Origin of the sequence: Citrobacter sp. LUTT5, from assembly GCF_009905315.1 — a bacterium.
Classification (GTDB): domain Bacteria; phylum Pseudomonadota; class Gammaproteobacteria; order Enterobacterales; family Enterobacteriaceae; genus Citrobacter; species Citrobacter freundii.
The window spans coordinates 393,702-406,256 of the sequence record NZ_CP047606.1 but is presented as its reverse complement, the minus strand read 5'-3'; the positions used below and the strand labels follow the sequence as shown (position 1 = coordinate 406,256).

19 protein-coding genes are annotated in these 12,555 nt (G+C 50.1%); 2 read left to right on the top strand and 17 right to left on the bottom strand.

Annotated elements, in window-relative coordinates:
• Positions 1 to 11 precede the first annotated feature (11 nt).
• From rpsS to rpsJ, 6 genes are read right to left on the bottom strand one after another with little or no spacing between them, the layout of a single operon-like run.
• On the bottom strand, positions 12 to 290 hold the full coding sequence (gene rpsS, locus GUC46_RS01925) for a 30S ribosomal protein S19 (RefSeq protein ID WP_001138115.1): 279 nt from the start codon (positions 288 to 290) through the stop codon (positions 12 to 14).
• Between the two features lie 16 nt (positions 291 to 306).
• The gene (gene rplB, locus GUC46_RS01920) at positions 307 to 1,128 is read right to left on the bottom strand and encodes a 50S ribosomal protein L2 (protein WP_000301869.1); all 822 of its coding nucleotides are present in this window, start codon (positions 1,126 to 1,128) and stop codon (positions 307 to 309) included.
• A gap of 17 nt (positions 1,129 to 1,145) precedes the next feature.
• Complete coding sequence (rplW, locus tag GUC46_RS01915; RefSeq protein WP_000617546.1) at positions 1,146 to 1,448, bottom strand: 50S ribosomal protein L23; 303 nt, start codon at positions 1,446 to 1,448, stop codon at positions 1,146 to 1,148.
• Positions 1,445 to 2,050, bottom strand: a complete 606-nt coding sequence (gene rplD / locus GUC46_RS01910; RefSeq protein ID WP_003031119.1) for a 50S ribosomal protein L4 — start codon at positions 2,048 to 2,050, stop codon at positions 1,445 to 1,447. Before rplD ends, rplW begins: the two co-directional genes overlap by 4 nt.
• Positions 2,051 to 2,060: 10 nt before the next feature.
• Positions 2,061 to 2,690 (bottom strand): 50S ribosomal protein L3, encoded by a 630-nt coding sequence (rplC, locus tag GUC46_RS01905; protein WP_003031117.1) that lies wholly within the window; start codon positions 2,688 to 2,690, stop codon positions 2,061 to 2,063.
• Positions 2,691 to 2,722: 32 nt separating this feature from the next.
• Positions 2,723 to 3,034, bottom strand: a complete 312-nt coding sequence (gene rpsJ, locus GUC46_RS01900) for a 30S ribosomal protein S10 (protein ID WP_001181005.1) — start codon at positions 3,032 to 3,034, stop codon at positions 2,723 to 2,725.
• Between the two features lie 379 nt (positions 3,035 to 3,413).
• Between rpsJ and GUC46_RS01895 the strand changes: the two genes are divergently transcribed.
• Positions 3,414 to 3,881, top strand: coding sequence for an A24 family peptidase (locus tag GUC46_RS01895; protein ID WP_121540498.1), 468 nt, complete (start codon positions 3,414 to 3,416; stop codon positions 3,879 to 3,881).
• On the opposite strand, the gene bfr is transcribed toward GUC46_RS01895, so the two are convergent.
• The 11 genes from bfr to fkpA all read right to left on the bottom strand — a co-directional run bounded on the left by bfr (position 3,878) and on the right by fkpA (position 12,085).
• Positions 3,878 to 4,354: a bacterioferritin gene (bfr, locus tag GUC46_RS01890; RefSeq protein WP_130715237.1), complete on the bottom strand. Its 477-nt coding sequence runs from the start codon at positions 4,352 to 4,354 to the stop codon at positions 3,878 to 3,880. The two genes, GUC46_RS01895 and bfr, sit on opposite strands and share 4 nt — an antisense overlap.
• 71 nt (positions 4,355 to 4,425) lie before the next feature.
• Complete coding sequence (gene bfd / locus GUC46_RS01885) at positions 4,426 to 4,620, bottom strand: bacterioferritin-associated ferredoxin (RefSeq protein ID WP_003031111.1); 195 nt, start codon at positions 4,618 to 4,620, stop codon at positions 4,426 to 4,428.
• Between the two features lie 185 nt (positions 4,621 to 4,805).
• Positions 4,806 to 5,990, bottom strand: a complete 1,185-nt coding sequence (tuf, locus tag GUC46_RS01880) for an elongation factor Tu (protein ID WP_003031109.1) — start codon at positions 5,988 to 5,990, stop codon at positions 4,806 to 4,808.
• A 69-nt stretch (positions 5,991 to 6,059) separates the two neighbouring features.
• On the bottom strand, positions 6,060 to 8,174 hold the full coding sequence (fusA, locus tag GUC46_RS01875; RefSeq protein ID WP_003023659.1) for an elongation factor G: 2,115 nt from the start codon (positions 8,172 to 8,174) through the stop codon (positions 6,060 to 6,062).
• A 96-nt stretch (positions 8,175 to 8,270) separates the two neighbouring features.
• Positions 8,271 to 8,741, bottom strand: coding sequence for a 30S ribosomal protein S7 (rpsG, locus tag GUC46_RS01870; RefSeq protein WP_003023657.1), 471 nt, complete (start codon positions 8,739 to 8,741; stop codon positions 8,271 to 8,273).
• A gap of 95 nt (positions 8,742 to 8,836) precedes the next feature.
• The gene (rpsL, locus tag GUC46_RS01865; RefSeq protein WP_003023654.1) at positions 8,837 to 9,211 is read right to left on the bottom strand and encodes a 30S ribosomal protein S12; all 375 of its coding nucleotides are present in this window, start codon (positions 9,209 to 9,211) and stop codon (positions 8,837 to 8,839) included.
• A 125-nt stretch (positions 9,212 to 9,336) separates the two neighbouring features.
• Positions 9,337 to 9,624 carry a sulfurtransferase complex subunit TusB gene (tusB, locus tag GUC46_RS01860; protein WP_003023651.1) on the bottom strand — a complete coding sequence of 96 codons (288 nt, stop codon included), beginning with the start codon at positions 9,622 to 9,624 and terminating at the stop codon, positions 9,337 to 9,339.
• A 7-nt stretch (positions 9,625 to 9,631) separates the two neighbouring features.
• Positions 9,632 to 9,991: a sulfurtransferase complex subunit TusC gene (gene tusC, locus GUC46_RS01855; RefSeq protein WP_003837966.1), complete on the bottom strand. Its 360-nt coding sequence runs from the start codon at positions 9,989 to 9,991 to the stop codon at positions 9,632 to 9,634.
• A complete protein-coding gene (gene tusD / locus GUC46_RS01850; protein ID WP_003023646.1) occupies positions 9,991 to 10,377 on the bottom strand; it encodes a sulfurtransferase complex subunit TusD in 387 nt (128 codons plus the stop codon). The genes tusC and tusD overlap by 1 nt, the downstream gene beginning before the upstream one ends.
• On the bottom strand, positions 10,377 to 11,099 hold the full coding sequence (locus tag GUC46_RS01845) for a transcriptional regulator (protein WP_003023643.1): 723 nt from the start codon (positions 11,097 to 11,099) through the stop codon (positions 10,377 to 10,379). Before GUC46_RS01845 ends, tusD begins: the two co-directional genes overlap by 1 nt.
• A gap of 167 nt (positions 11,100 to 11,266) precedes the next feature.
• The gene (gene fkpA, locus GUC46_RS01840) at positions 11,267 to 12,085 is read right to left on the bottom strand and encodes an FKBP-type peptidyl-prolyl cis-trans isomerase (RefSeq protein ID WP_003023641.1); all 819 of its coding nucleotides are present in this window, start codon (positions 12,083 to 12,085) and stop codon (positions 11,267 to 11,269) included.
• Positions 12,086 to 12,317: 232 nt separating this feature from the next.
• Here fkpA and GUC46_RS01835 point away from each other — a divergent pair, with 232 nt between their 5' ends.
• Complete coding sequence (locus GUC46_RS01835; protein WP_003023639.1) at positions 12,318 to 12,536, top strand: protein SlyX; 219 nt, start codon at positions 12,318 to 12,320, stop codon at positions 12,534 to 12,536.
• Positions 12,537 to 12,555 lie beyond the last annotated feature (19 nt).

Genomic DNA, 12,555 nt, shown 5'->3' with positions numbered 1-12,555 from the left:
TTCCTCCTACCTTATTTCTTCTTCGCTTTTTTATCAGCAGCGTGGCCGCGATAAGTACGAGTCGGTGCGAATTCACCCAGTTTGTGACCGACCATTTCGTCGGAAACAAATACCGGAACGTGCTGACGACCATTATGGACAGCGATGGTCAAACCGATCATGTTAGGAAAGATCGTTGAACGACGGGACCAAGTGCGCAGGGGCTTCTTGTCTCCGCTTTCCACCGCTTTCTCTACCTTCTTCAGCAAGTGCAGGTCAATAAAAGGACCTTTCTTGAGAGAACGTGGCATGGCTTATCCTCTAAAATTATTTGCTACGGCGACGTACGATGAATTTATCAGTACGCTTGTTGCTGCGGGTCTTCTTACCTTTGGTCTGAACGCCCCACGGAGTTACCGGGTGCTTACCAAAGTTACGACCTTCACCACCACCATGTGGGTGGTCGACTGGGTTCATCGCAGTACCGCGAACGGTAGGACGAACACCACGCCAGCGTGCAGCACCTGCTTTACCCAGAACGCGCAGCATATGCTCAGCATTGCCAACTTCGCCCAGAGTTGCACGGCAGTCTGCTTCGACTTTACGCATTTCACCAGAACGCAGACGCAGGGTGACATAAGCACCATCACGAGCAACGATCTGAACGTAAGTACCAGCGGAACGTGCCAGCTGACCGCCTTTACCTGGTTTCATTTCTACGTTATGAACGGTAGAACCAACCGGGATATTGCGCATCGGCAGGGTGTTACCTGCTTTGATTGCAGCATCAACGCCAGACTGAATCTGGTCGCCAGCTTTCAGGCCTTTAGGGGCCAGGATGTAACGGCGTTCACCGTCTTTGTACAGAACCAGCGCGATGTTCGCGGAGCGGTTCGGATCGTACTCAAGACGTTCAACAACTGCCGGGATACCGTCTTTGTTGCGTTTGAAGTCAACAATACGATAAGCCTGCTTGTGACCACCACCGATGTGACGAGTGGTGATACGGCCATTGTTGTTACGACCACCGGATTTGCTGTTTTTTTCAACCAGCGGAGCAAAAGGTTTGCCCTTGTGCAGCTCTGGGTTGACCACTTTAACAACGTGGCGACGACCCGGAGATGTCGGTTTACATTTAACAACTGCCATTGTATTACTCCTCCGACTTACTCAGCGCCGCCGACGAAGTCCAGATTCTGGCCTTCCTTCAGGGTGACGTAAGCTTTTTTCCAGTCGCTACGACGACCGATACGCTGTCCGTGACGTTTAACTTTCCCTTTAACTACCAGGGTGTTAACGACTTCGACTTCGACTTCAAACAGTTTCTGCACAGCAGCTTTGATTTCTGCTTTGGTCGCGTCTTTAGCAACTTTGAGAACGATGGTGTTAGTTTTTTCCATCGCAGTAGACGCTTTTTCAGAAACGTGCGGTGCGCGCAGCACTTTCAGCAGACGTTCTTCACGAATCATGCCAGCATCTCCTCAACTTGCTTAACAGCATCAGCAGTCATTACGACTTTGTCGAAGGCGATCAGGCTAACCGGGTCGATACCAGTTGCATCGCGTACGTCAACCTTGTGCAGGTTGCGCGCAGCCAGGAACAGGTTTTCGTCCAGCTCACCGGTGATGATCAGCACATCTTCCAGAGCCATGTCTTTCAGTTTCTGTGCCAGCAGCTTAGTTTTAGGCGCTTCTACAGAGAATGATTCGACAACGATCAGACGATCCTGACGTACCAGTTCGGACAGAATGCTTTTCAGCGCGCCGCGGTACATCTTTTTGTTAACTTTTTGACTGTGGTCCTGTGGACGAGCAGCGAAGGTCACGCCACCTGAACGCCAGATCGGGCTCTTGATAGAACCTGAACGCGCACGGCCGGTACCTTTCTGGCGCCACGGCTTTTTGCCTGAACCAGTTACTTCAGCACGAGTCTTCTGAGCACGAGTACCCTGACGAGCACCAGCTGCATAAGCAACAACAACCTGGTGAACCAGCGCTTCGTTGAAATCACGACCGAAGGTAGTTTCGGAAACAGTCAGCGCGCTCTGCGCGTCTTTCAATACTAATTCCATTGCTATCCCCTTACGCCTTCACAGCTGGTTTAACGATCAGGTCGCAACCGGTCGCACCCGGAACACCACCTTTAACCAGCAGCAGGTTGCGCTCAGCGTCAACACGTACTACGTCCAGGCTCTGAACGGTTACACGTTCGTTGCCCAGCTGACCTGCCATTTTCTTGCCTTTGAACACTTTGCCCGGAGTCTGGTTCTGACCGATAGAACCCGGAACGCGGTGAGACAAGGAGTTACCGTGAGTAGCGTCCTGGGTACGGAAGTTCCAGCGCTTAACGGTACCAGCGAAACCTTTACCTTTAGAGGTACCGGTTACGTCAACTTTTTTAACGTCAGCAAACAGTTCAACGCTAATGTTCTGACCAACGGTGTATTCTTCACCATCTGCCAGACGGAACTCCCACAGGCCGCGGCCAGCTTCTACGCCAGCTTTAGCAAAGTGGCCAGCTTCCGGCTTAGTTACGCGGTTAGCTTTTTTAGCACCGGTGGTAACCTGAACAGCGCGATAGCCATCGTTAGCCAGATCTTTAACCTGAGTAACGCGGTTTGCTTCAACTTCGATAACGGTTACTGGGATAGATACGCCATCTTCAGTGAAGATGCGGGTCATACCCACTTTTTTACCGACTAAACCAATCATTGTATCAACCTCTCAATCGCTCGATGACCTGATTAACCCAGGCTGATCTGCACGTCTACACCGGCAGCCAGGTCCAGACGCATCAGAGCATCAACGGTTTTTTCAGTTGGCTCAACGATGTCAACCAGACGCTTGTGAGTACGGATCTCGTACTGATCACGCGCGTCTTTGTTGACGTGCGGGGAGATCAGAACGGTGAAACGCTCTTTGCGGGTCGGCAGCGGGATCGGACCACGAACCTGCGCACCAGTGCGCTTGGCAGTCTCGACGATTTCCGCGGTTGATTGATCGATCAGACGATGATCAAACGCTTTCAAACGGATACGGATTCTTTGGTTCTGCATGAGACCAGAGCTCCAATTATTTTATAGACGAAATAGTTACTCCTCAAACCCATTACGATTGATGGGAGAGTGTAACCGTTCTTACAGAGTTCCCCGATTGGGAACATTGTCTGGTATTGCTTTCGCAGTACCGGTGGCTCATATCGAACCGCTGTCAATATTAGACAAGCCCGCGCATTATACGTAAATCTCAGTCTTAAGCAAGTGCCGCGTAGAAATTAATCACTCGTTCATAAATGCGGGCCTCCTTCCACTCTGATTGTATGTCCTGTGATGCAACGCGTTTTCCGTGGAAGAGAGCATCCATAACTCACATCCGGGACTTGTAGGGCCGGCGGGCTTACCCGAAGGTAAACTCTTTACCAAATGAGATTTGCCCATGTACATCGACCTCCCCTTTCTGCTGATTTATGTTTCGCTATCAGGGTTGCTCTTAGTCCATGACCTGCGTACCGGGTTGCTGCCCGACAAATTTACCTGCCCTCTTTTGTGGGGCGGTCTTATTTATCATCAGTGCTGCAGACCTGCACAGTTATCCGACGCGCTTTGGGGTGCCGTAGCGGGCTATGGGGTATTTGCTTTGTTCTACTGGGGGTATCGTTTGATATGCCGACAGGAAGGATTAGGCTTTGGTGATGTCAAATTTCTTGCCGCACTGGGCGCATGGCATCGCTGGGAATCATTGCCACTGTTGGTTTTACTTGCCACGGGCATGGCATGTTGTCTCACCGGGATTTCTTGCGTCCGTTACGGGAGACAGATGCTAAAAAACCCGCTGCCTTTTGGGCCATATCTGGCGGCTGCGGGTTTCGTTATTGGCTGGGTAAATCTGTTACAGGGCGGTTAGTCACTGACTTTAATTTGCGATTGCAGATAATTTTGCAAGCCAAGTTTTGCAATCAGGTCCAGCTCAGTTTCGAGCCAGTCAATATGCCCTTCTTCTTCAGTCAGGATCTCGATCATCATGTCCCGGCTGACATAATCATGAACGCTATCGGCATAGGCAATGGCTTCACGCAGATCTTTCGCCCCATCCAACTCGAGTCGAAGATCGGATTGCAGCATCTCTTCAACGTCTTCGCCAATACCCAACTTGCCAAGATCCTGCAAGTTCGGGAGCCCTTCTAAGAATAAAATACGCTCGATATATTTATCAGCGTGTTTCATCTCATCGATAGATTCATGGTACTCAACATCATTGAGGCGAGTCAGTCCCCAGTTTTTAAACATACGAGCATGGAGAAAATACTGGTTGATCGCGACAAGCTCATTTCCCAATAGTTTATTGAGATAATTTATGATTTTAACATTACCTTTCATTTTATAGTCCCTCCGCTTCCACTCTTAGAGCGTAGATGGGGCTACAGGGATGTCAAAAAAAAGAGTGTGACTTAGGCGATCTCTTTAAATTCTGGCATTTGCGTTAATTCATCCTGCATGACTTCACGGGCAGCACGAATGCACTTACCGCATTGATTTCCTACAGGAATAAATTTACGTAATTGCTGAAAGGACTGAGGGTGAAACTGGCGAACAGCCTGACGTATTTTTTTATCACTTATCGCATTACACAAACAAACGTACATGATCGCTCCCGTTCAATTTCTGTGCAAAGTGTAAATGAGAATAGTTATGATTACAATAGCACAACGCTATTTACGCGGCGGGAGAATGAATAAAAAATGCGAATAAATATGACAGCTACTAAATTGCAGGCAGCAAAAAGGGCGCCGAAGCGCCCTTTTTAAGCTCAAAGCTAATTAATCAATAATTAGCTCATTACTTTAGCAACAACGCCCGCACCAACAGTACGGCCGCCTTCACGGATTGCGAAACGCAGACCGTCGTCCATCGCGATCGGGTGGATCAGGGTAACAACCATTTTGATGTTGTCGCCCGGCATTACCATCTCTACGCCTTCCGGCAGTTCGATGGTACCAGTCACGTCAGTAGTACGGAAGTAGAACTGCGGACGGTAGCCTTTGAAGAACGGAGTATGACGGCCGCCTTCGTCTTTGGACAGAATGTACACTTCAGATTCAAACTTGGTGTGCGGCTTGATAGAGCCCGGCTTAGCCAGTACCTGACCACGTTCGATTTCTTCACGTTTGATACCACGCAGCAGAACACCAACGTTCTCACCAGCACGGCCTTCGTCCAGCAGTTTGCGGAACATTTCAACGCCAGTACAGGTAGACTTAGCAGTCTCTTTGATACCAACGATTTCAACTTCTTCACCAACCTTGATGATACCGCGCTCTACACGACCGGTAACAACGGTACCACGACCGGAGATGGAGAATACGTCTTCGATAGGCAGCAGGAACGGCTTGTCAATCGCACGCTCTGGTTCTGGGATGTAAGAATCCAGGAAGCCAGCCAGTTCGATGATTTTCGCTTCCCACTCTGCTTCGCCTTCCAGCGCTTTCAGAGCAGAACCACGAACGATCGGAGTGTCGTCGCCCGGGAAATCGTACTGAGACAGAAGTTCACGAACTTCCATTTCTACCAGTTCCAGCAGCTCTTCGTCATCAACCATGTCGCATTTGTTCAGGAACACGATGATGTACGGAACGCCTACCTGACGACCCAGCAGGATGTGCTCACGAGTCTGCGGCATCGGGCCGTCAGTCGCAGCAACAACCAGGATCGCGCCGTCCATCTGCGCAGCACCGGTGATCATGTTTTTAACATAGTCGGCGTGGCCCGGGCAGTCTACGTGTGCGTAGTGGCGAGTCGGGGTGTCATATTCAACGTGAGAAGTGTTGATGGTGATACCACGAGCTTTTTCTTCCGGCGCGTTATCGATCTGGTCGAATGCACGAGCAGCACCGCCGTAGGTTTTAGCCAGTACGGTAGTGATTGCAGCGGTCAGGGTAGTTTTACCGTGGTCAACGTGGCCGATGGTGCCGACGTTAACGTGCGGTTTTGTACGTTCAAATTTTTCTTTAGACACGGCTATATTCCTTACTATAGTGCTCTCCCCTATGGAGAGAGCACGGGACTTAGGTTTTAATCCTGTGGATTATTTACCACGGGCTTCAATAACGGCCTGAGCAACGTTGTTCGGCGCATCGTCGTACTTCAGGAACTCCATGGAGTAAGAAGCACGGCCTTTGGTCAGAGAACGCAGCTGGGTTGCATATCCGAACATTTCAGACAGCGGAACTTCAGCATGGATAACAACGCCAGTGACGTTGGATTCCTGACCACGAAGCATACCACGACGGCGGCTCAAGTCACCGATTACGTCACCGGTGTTCTCTTCCGGAGTCTCTACTTCAACCTTCATGATAGGCTCAAGCAGAACTGGTTTCGCTTTCTTAAAGCCATCTTTGAAGGCGATAGAAGCGGCCAGTTTAAACGCCAGCTCAGAGGAGTCAACGTCATGGTAAGAACCGAAGTGCAGACGCACGCCCAGATCAACAACCGGGTAACCAGCCAGCGGGCCAGATTTCAGCTGTTCCTGGATGCCTTTATCAACGGCCGGGATGTATTCGCCAGGAATTACACCACCTTTGATGTCGTTGATGAACTCGTAGCCTTTCGGGTTTGAACCCGGCTCCAGCGGGTACATGTCGATAACAACATGACCGTACTGACCGCGACCACCAGACTGCTTAGCGTGTTTACCTTCGATATCGGTAACTTTCGCGCGAATCGCTTCACGGTAAGCAACCTGAGGTTTACCGACGTTCGCTTCAACGTTGAATTCACGCTTCATACGGTCAACGATGATGTCGAGGTGCAGCTCACCCATACCAGCGATAATGGTCTGGTTAGATTCTTCGTCAGTCCATACGCGGAATGACGGGTCTTCTTTAGCCAGACGGCCCAGAGCCAGACCCATTTTTTCCTGGTCAGCTTTGGTTTTCGGTTCTACCGCGATGGAAATTACCGGCTCAGGGAATTCCATACGTTCCAGAATGATCGGGTGATCCGGGTCACACAGAGTGTCACCAGTGGTCACGTCTTTCAGACCGATAGCAGCAGCGATATCGCCCGCGCGAACTTCTTTGATCTCTTCACGTTTGTTAGCGTGCATCTGTACGATACGGCCGAAACGTTCACGTGCAGTTTTCACAGAGTTCAGGATGGTGTCACCGGAGTTAACCACACCAGAGTACACGCGGAAGAAGGTCAGGTTACCCACGAACGGGTCAGTAGCGATTTTGAATGCCAGAGCAGCAAACGGCTCGTCATCGCTAGCATGACGCTCAGCAGGAGTATCTTTACCGTCGTCCAGAATACCGTTGATCGCAGGTACGTCTACTGGGGATGGCAGGTAATCAATTACCGCATCCAGCATCGCCTGAACACCTTTGTTCTTGAACGCAGAACCACAGGTTACCAGGATGATTTCGTTGTTCAGAACACGCTGACGCAGAGCTTTTTTGATCTCTTCTTCAGTCAGTTCTTCACCACCCAGGTATTTCTCCATCAGCTCTTCTGAAGCTTCTGCAGCGGACTCGATCAGGTTCTGGTGCCATTCTTCAGCCAGTTCCTGCATGTCAGCCGGGATATCTTCATAAGTGAAGGTTACGCCTGCATCTTCTTCGTTCCAGTTGATGGCTTTCATTTTCACCAGGTCAACAACACCGGTGAACGCTTCTTCAGCGCCAATTGCCAGCTGCAGCGGAACAGGGTTCGCGCCCAGACGGGTTTTGATCTGACCAACAACTTTCAGGAAGTTCGCACCCATACGGTCCATTTTGTTAACGAACGCAATGCGCGGAACTTTATATTTGTTTGCCTGACGCCATACGGTTTCAGACTGAGGCTGAACACCACCAACTGCGCAGTAAACCATTACTGCACCATCAAGCACACGCATGGAACGTTCTACTTCGATAGTGAAGTCAACGTGCCCCGGGGTGTCGATGATGTTTACGCGATGCGGTTCATACTGCTTAGCCATACCAGACCAGAATGCAGTAGTCGCTGCGGAGGTGATAGTAATACCACGTTCCTGCTCCTGCTCCATCCAGTCCATGGTGGCTGCGCCGTCATGAACTTCACCGATTTTATGGTTTACACCGGTGTAGAACAGAATACGTTCGGTAGTAGTGGTTTTACCGGCGTCGATGTGCGCACTGATACCGATGTTACGGTAGCGCGCGATGGGTGTTGTACGAGCCATTTGATTCCTCGTTTATCTTTTAGGCGTTCAATTTAAGTAGCCCAAAGCGGGCTGCTTACTAGAAGCGCCCGCCTGGTGACTAAAACTCCGAAGGGATTACCAACGGTAGTGTGCGAACGCCTTGTTGGCTTCTGCCATACGGTGAACGTCTTCACGTTTCTTAACTGCAGTACCTTTGTTTTCTGCAGCATCAGAAAGTTCGTTCGCCAGGCGCAGAGCCATGGATTTATCACCGCGTTTACGAGCAGCTTCAACGATCCAACGCATTGCCAGAGCATTACGACGGACCGGACGGACTTCAACTGGTACCTGATAAGTAGAACCACCAACGCGGCGAGACTTAACTTCGACAGTCGGGCGCACGTTTTCGAGAGCTACTTCGAAAGCTTCCAGTTCGTTTTTACCAGAACGCTGAGCCAGGGTCTCCAGCGCGCTGTATACGATAGTTTCGGCAGTAGATTTTTTACCATCTACCATCAGGATATTTACAAATTTAGCCAGCAGTTCTGATCCGAACTTCGGATCCGGCAGAATTTTACGCTGACCAATGACGCGACGACGTGGCATGGAAATACTCCGTTGTTAATTCAGGATTGTCCAAAACTCTAAGAGTTTAGTTTGACATTAATATAAAACGTTTGGCCTTACTTAACGGAGAACCATTAAGCCTTAGGACGTTTCACGCCATACTTGGAGCGTGATTGCTTACGGTCTTTAACGCCGGAGCAGTCAAGCGCACCACGAACGGTGTGGTAACGAACACCCGGGAGGTCTTTTACACGACCGCCACGGATCAGGATCACGGAGTGCTCCTGCAGGTTGTGACCTTCACCACCGATGTAGGAAGTCACTTCAAAACCGTTAGTCAGACGAACACGGCAAACTTTACGCAGTGCGGAGTTCGGTTTTTTAGGAGTGGTAGTATATACACGAGTACATACGCCACGTTTCTGCGGGCATGCTTCCAGCGCAGGCACGTTGCTTTTTGCAACTTTGCGTGCACGTGGTTTGCGTACCAGCTGGTTAACTGTTGCCATTAAATAGCTCCTGGTTTTAGCTTTTGCTTCGTAAACACGTAATAAAACGACCTCATACAATATGAGGACGCAGAATTTTAGGTCGGTGTCGAAAAGGTGTCAAGAAATATACAACGATCCCACAATTACCAGGACATCTGGCTGGGATGCTTCACCGTAAGTCTGACGAAGTCAGTATAGCTAACCCTGACGACACTGTCTGAAATTTGACCACTCAACCCGCGAGCCTTAATGTCTTCTTCCAGTACATAGACCTTAATGGAGGCATTTTGCAGACTTTCAAGGAAACGGCTTCCTTCGATTGCTGCCGTCACGCCATCCTGGAGCAATAAAAGTTCATCGTCTTTATCAATCAGACGAAGAAGAGAGGAGAAATCGGTAAGCCACGCGGAGCGATGTAGTGTGTGCAGCATGAGAGTCTCAAAACCTTAAAATGACGTCATAGTTGCCTAACTCACGGCGTAAATCTTCCGGTTCAAGCGCTGTCGCATCGATCACAAAATTACTCCCCTGCTGAAGGCCCCGCTCGCGTAATGAGGCAGCGCAGAGCCAACATTGATCGATATCGTACAACCCTAACAGCTTGAAGGTCGCGATATAGTCTCGCGCCAGCACGGCATCCGGTTGCTGTCCCTGAAGGATTTGAAAGACGCCATCACCGATAAAAAACACGCCGAGGTCTTCCGTTAATGCAGAGGTCGCCAGCAATGCATCTAACCCTTCACGGCCAGATGCGCTGCCGTGCGGCACGGTAGAAAAGACAAAAGCAACACGTTTCATCAGAATTGCACCACGCGATCGCAGGTCAGGGATGCCTCAGCCAGCGATCCAAGCCCGCTGAGGTTAAAACCTGATTGTAAATTAGCTCCTGCCAGCCCCAGCCGCTTTGCCTCAGTCTCATCAACCACACCGCGTCGCAACGCCGCAGCCACGCAAATATTCAGTGTTACACCATGCTGTTGGTTCAGCTGTTGCCAGGCCCGTACCAGATCGTATTCATCACTGGCAGGCGAAGTGAGTAGGTTGGCGTTATACACACCTTCACGATAGAAAAAGACGCTGCTTAGCTCATGCCCTTCTTTGAGTAGCGCATGAGCAAATTGCAACGCGCTGCTCGCCTGCTGCGTGCCGTATGCAGGCCCCGTCACCATGATGGCAAAACGCATTACTTATCTTGCCCCTGGAAATCGCCACTTTTGAACTGACGAATATAGAGGTAGACCGTATGTTTGGAGATGTTCAGCCGATCGGCGACCTGGTTGATGGCATCTTTAATATCGAAGATGCCTTTCTCATACAAATTCAGGACGATCTGGCGGTTCTTCGCGTTGTTGGAAACATTACGATCGGCATTCACTTCTTCGATTGTGAATTCCAGCGTCTGGGTAACCAGATCTTCCACCGAAGAAGCAAAGTTGACGGCAGAGCCCACTTCCGGGGTTTCTGGTGGGATAAAGGTATTCATTATCTGCGAGAAAGGGACATCAAGGTTCATGTTGATGCACAGCAGACCAATCACGCGATGCTCACGGTTGCGAATGGCAATCGTCACCGACTTCATCAAGACACCGCTTTTCGCACGTGTGAAGTAACACTTCGACACGCTGCTATCCGCACCCGTCATATCATGCAGCATACGCAACGCAAGGTCAGTAATCGGTGAGCCAATTTTACGGCCCGTGTGTTCACCGTTAGCAATGCGGATGGCCGAGCATTTCAAATCCTGCAAAGAGTGCAATACGATTTCACAATGGGAACCAATGAGCATCGCCAACCCGTCCACTACCGCTTCGTAGGATTTGAGGATATCGAAGTCGGTTTGATCGAAAGGACGTTGATCCAGCAAATCTAGCTCACTGGTTTCGTTGGTTAAAAGCGACCTGGACATGAAAAAAAGCACTCCTTTTCAGGAGCCTGTCGTTATGTTGTCAGGGCAGGCTCATCACTATTATAGGGGCATCTAAAGTAATACAGCGCACAAGGCGCTTTCCAGTATTAATTATATCCTGTCGATAATAAAAAACCGCCGCCCTGTGGGCGGCGGTTTCTGTTAGCTTATTTTTTGCTGCTGTCTGCAGCTTTATCTGCCGGTGCAGCATCTGGCTGCGCGTCAGCTTTCGGTGCCGGTTTGATGTCTAACAGTTCAACATCAAAGACCAGCGTAGAGTTGGCCGGAATGCCCGGAACGCCCGTTTTGCCGTAAGCCAGATCCGGTGGGATAACCAGCTGGATTTTGCCGCCTTTCTTGATGTTTTTCAGGCCTTCAGTCCAGCCCGGGATTACACCGTCAAGACGGAAAGAGAGCGGCTCACCACGGGTATAAGAGTTATCAAACTCTTTACCATCGATCAGCGTACCTTTGTAGTTAACAACCACGGTATCGCTGTCTTTCGGTGCAGCGCCGGTACCTTCTTTCTCTACTTTGTAGACCAGGCCAGTAGCCGAGGTTTTAACGCCTTTCTCTTTAGCAAATTTCTCGCGGTAAACTTTACCTTTGGCTTCATTGTCAGCCGCGTCTTTTTCCATTTTCGCCTGAGCGGAGCTCTTCACGCGCGCTTCAAACGCCTGCAGAGTTTGTTCGATTTCCTGGTCAGACAGTTTGCTCTTGTCTGCAAACGCATCCTGAACACCAGCGATCAGCTGATCTTTATCCAGTTTGATGCCCAGCTTTTCCTGCTCTTTCAGAGAGTTTTCCATATAACGACCCAGGGACGCGCCCAGCGCGTAAGCGGCTTTTTGGTCGTCATTCTTGAATGCTGCTTTGCTGTCAGCAGTAGCGGCTGGTTTCGCAGCATCAGCAGCGAAGGTGATCGGGGCATGCAGAGCAACAGCCATTGTGGTCGCCAGCAGCGTTACTTTAAACAGTGATTTCATCCATATCTCCAGGGCCGGGGCATCTCACCCCAGGGTTAACTAACATAAAAATGTACTATAAAGCGTTGCAGAACAAATCAACATACAGGCACGCCCTATTATCACCACTTTTCAGACTCTTTTTGTTTAAATTAGTTTCGTGACCGAAGATTGAGTGCTGTGCAAACAGGCAAAGTTAAGTAGAATTCGCCGCAGTCCGCGATCTGCCGGAGAAAAAAGAAAGAGGTGAATCATGCAGGATACAACAATGGAAACTCGCCTGGCTGAACTGGAAAGTCGCCTGGCATTTCAGGAGATAACCATTGAAGAGCTCAACGTGACGGTGACCGCGCATGAACTGGAAATGGCCAAACTGCGCGACCATCTGCGTCTGCTGACGGAAAAGCTCAAAGCAACGCAACCGTCCCACATCGCGTCGCAGTCTGAAGAGACCCCTCCGCCACATTATTGAGACGTAAAAAAGCGGGGAT

Bases quoted from the DNA above. Each gene is read 5' to 3' on its own strand.
- GUC46_RS01835 (WP_003023639.1), top strand. From the start codon at position 12,318: ATGCAGGATACAACAATGGAAACTCGCCTGGCTGAACTGGAAAGTCGC.
- GUC46_RS01845 (WP_003023643.1), bottom strand. From the start codon at position 11,099: ATGTCCAGGTCGCTTTTAACCAACGAAACCAGTGAGCTAGATTTGCTG.
- rplB (WP_000301869.1), bottom strand. From the start codon at position 1,128: ATGGCAGTTGTTAAATGTAAACCGACATCTCCGGGTCGTCGCCACGTT.
- rpsJ (WP_001181005.1), bottom strand. From the start codon at position 3,034: ATGCAGAACCAAAGAATCCGTATCCGTTTGAAAGCGTTTGATCATCGT.
- tusB (WP_003023651.1), bottom strand. From the start codon at position 9,624: ATGCTGCACACACTACATCGCTCCGCGTGGCTTACCGATTTCTCCTCT.
- rpsL (WP_003023654.1), bottom strand. From the start codon at position 9,211: ATGGCAACAGTTAACCAGCTGGTACGCAAACCACGTGCACGCAAAGTT.
- bfd (WP_003031111.1), bottom strand. From the start codon at position 4,620: ATGTACGTTTGTTTGTGTAATGCGATAAGTGATAAAAAAATACGTCAG.
- fkpA (WP_003023641.1), bottom strand. From the start codon at position 12,085: ATGAAATCACTGTTTAAAGTAACGCTGCTGGCGACCACAATGGCTGTT.
- rplW (WP_000617546.1), bottom strand. From the start codon at position 1,448: ATGATTCGTGAAGAACGTCTGCTGAAAGTGCTGCGCGCACCGCACGTT.
- fusA (WP_003023659.1), bottom strand. From the start codon at position 8,174: ATGGCTCGTACAACACCCATCGCGCGCTACCGTAACATCGGTATCAGT.
- rplC (WP_003031117.1), bottom strand. From the start codon at position 2,690: ATGATTGGTTTAGTCGGTAAAAAAGTGGGTATGACCCGCATCTTCACT.
- tusC (WP_003837966.1), bottom strand. From the start codon at position 9,991: ATGAAACGTGTTGCTTTTGTCTTTTCTACCGTGCCGCACGGCAGCGCA.
- rplD (WP_003031119.1), bottom strand. From the start codon at position 2,050: ATGGAATTAGTATTGAAAGACGCGCAGAGCGCGCTGACTGTTTCCGAA.
- GUC46_RS01895 (WP_121540498.1), top strand. From the start codon at position 3,414: ATGTACATCGACCTCCCCTTTCTGCTGATTTATGTTTCGCTATCAGGG.
- rpsG (WP_003023657.1), bottom strand. From the start codon at position 8,741: ATGCCACGTCGTCGCGTCATTGGTCAGCGTAAAATTCTGCCGGATCCG.
- bfr (WP_130715237.1), bottom strand. From the start codon at position 4,354: ATGAAAGGTAATGTTAAAATCATAAATTATCTCAATAAACTATTGGGA.
- tusD (WP_003023646.1), bottom strand. From the start codon at position 10,377: ATGCGTTTTGCCATCATGGTGACGGGGCCTGCATACGGCACGCAGCAG.
- rpsS (WP_001138115.1), bottom strand. From the start codon at position 290: ATGCCACGTTCTCTCAAGAAAGGTCCTTTTATTGACCTGCACTTGCTG.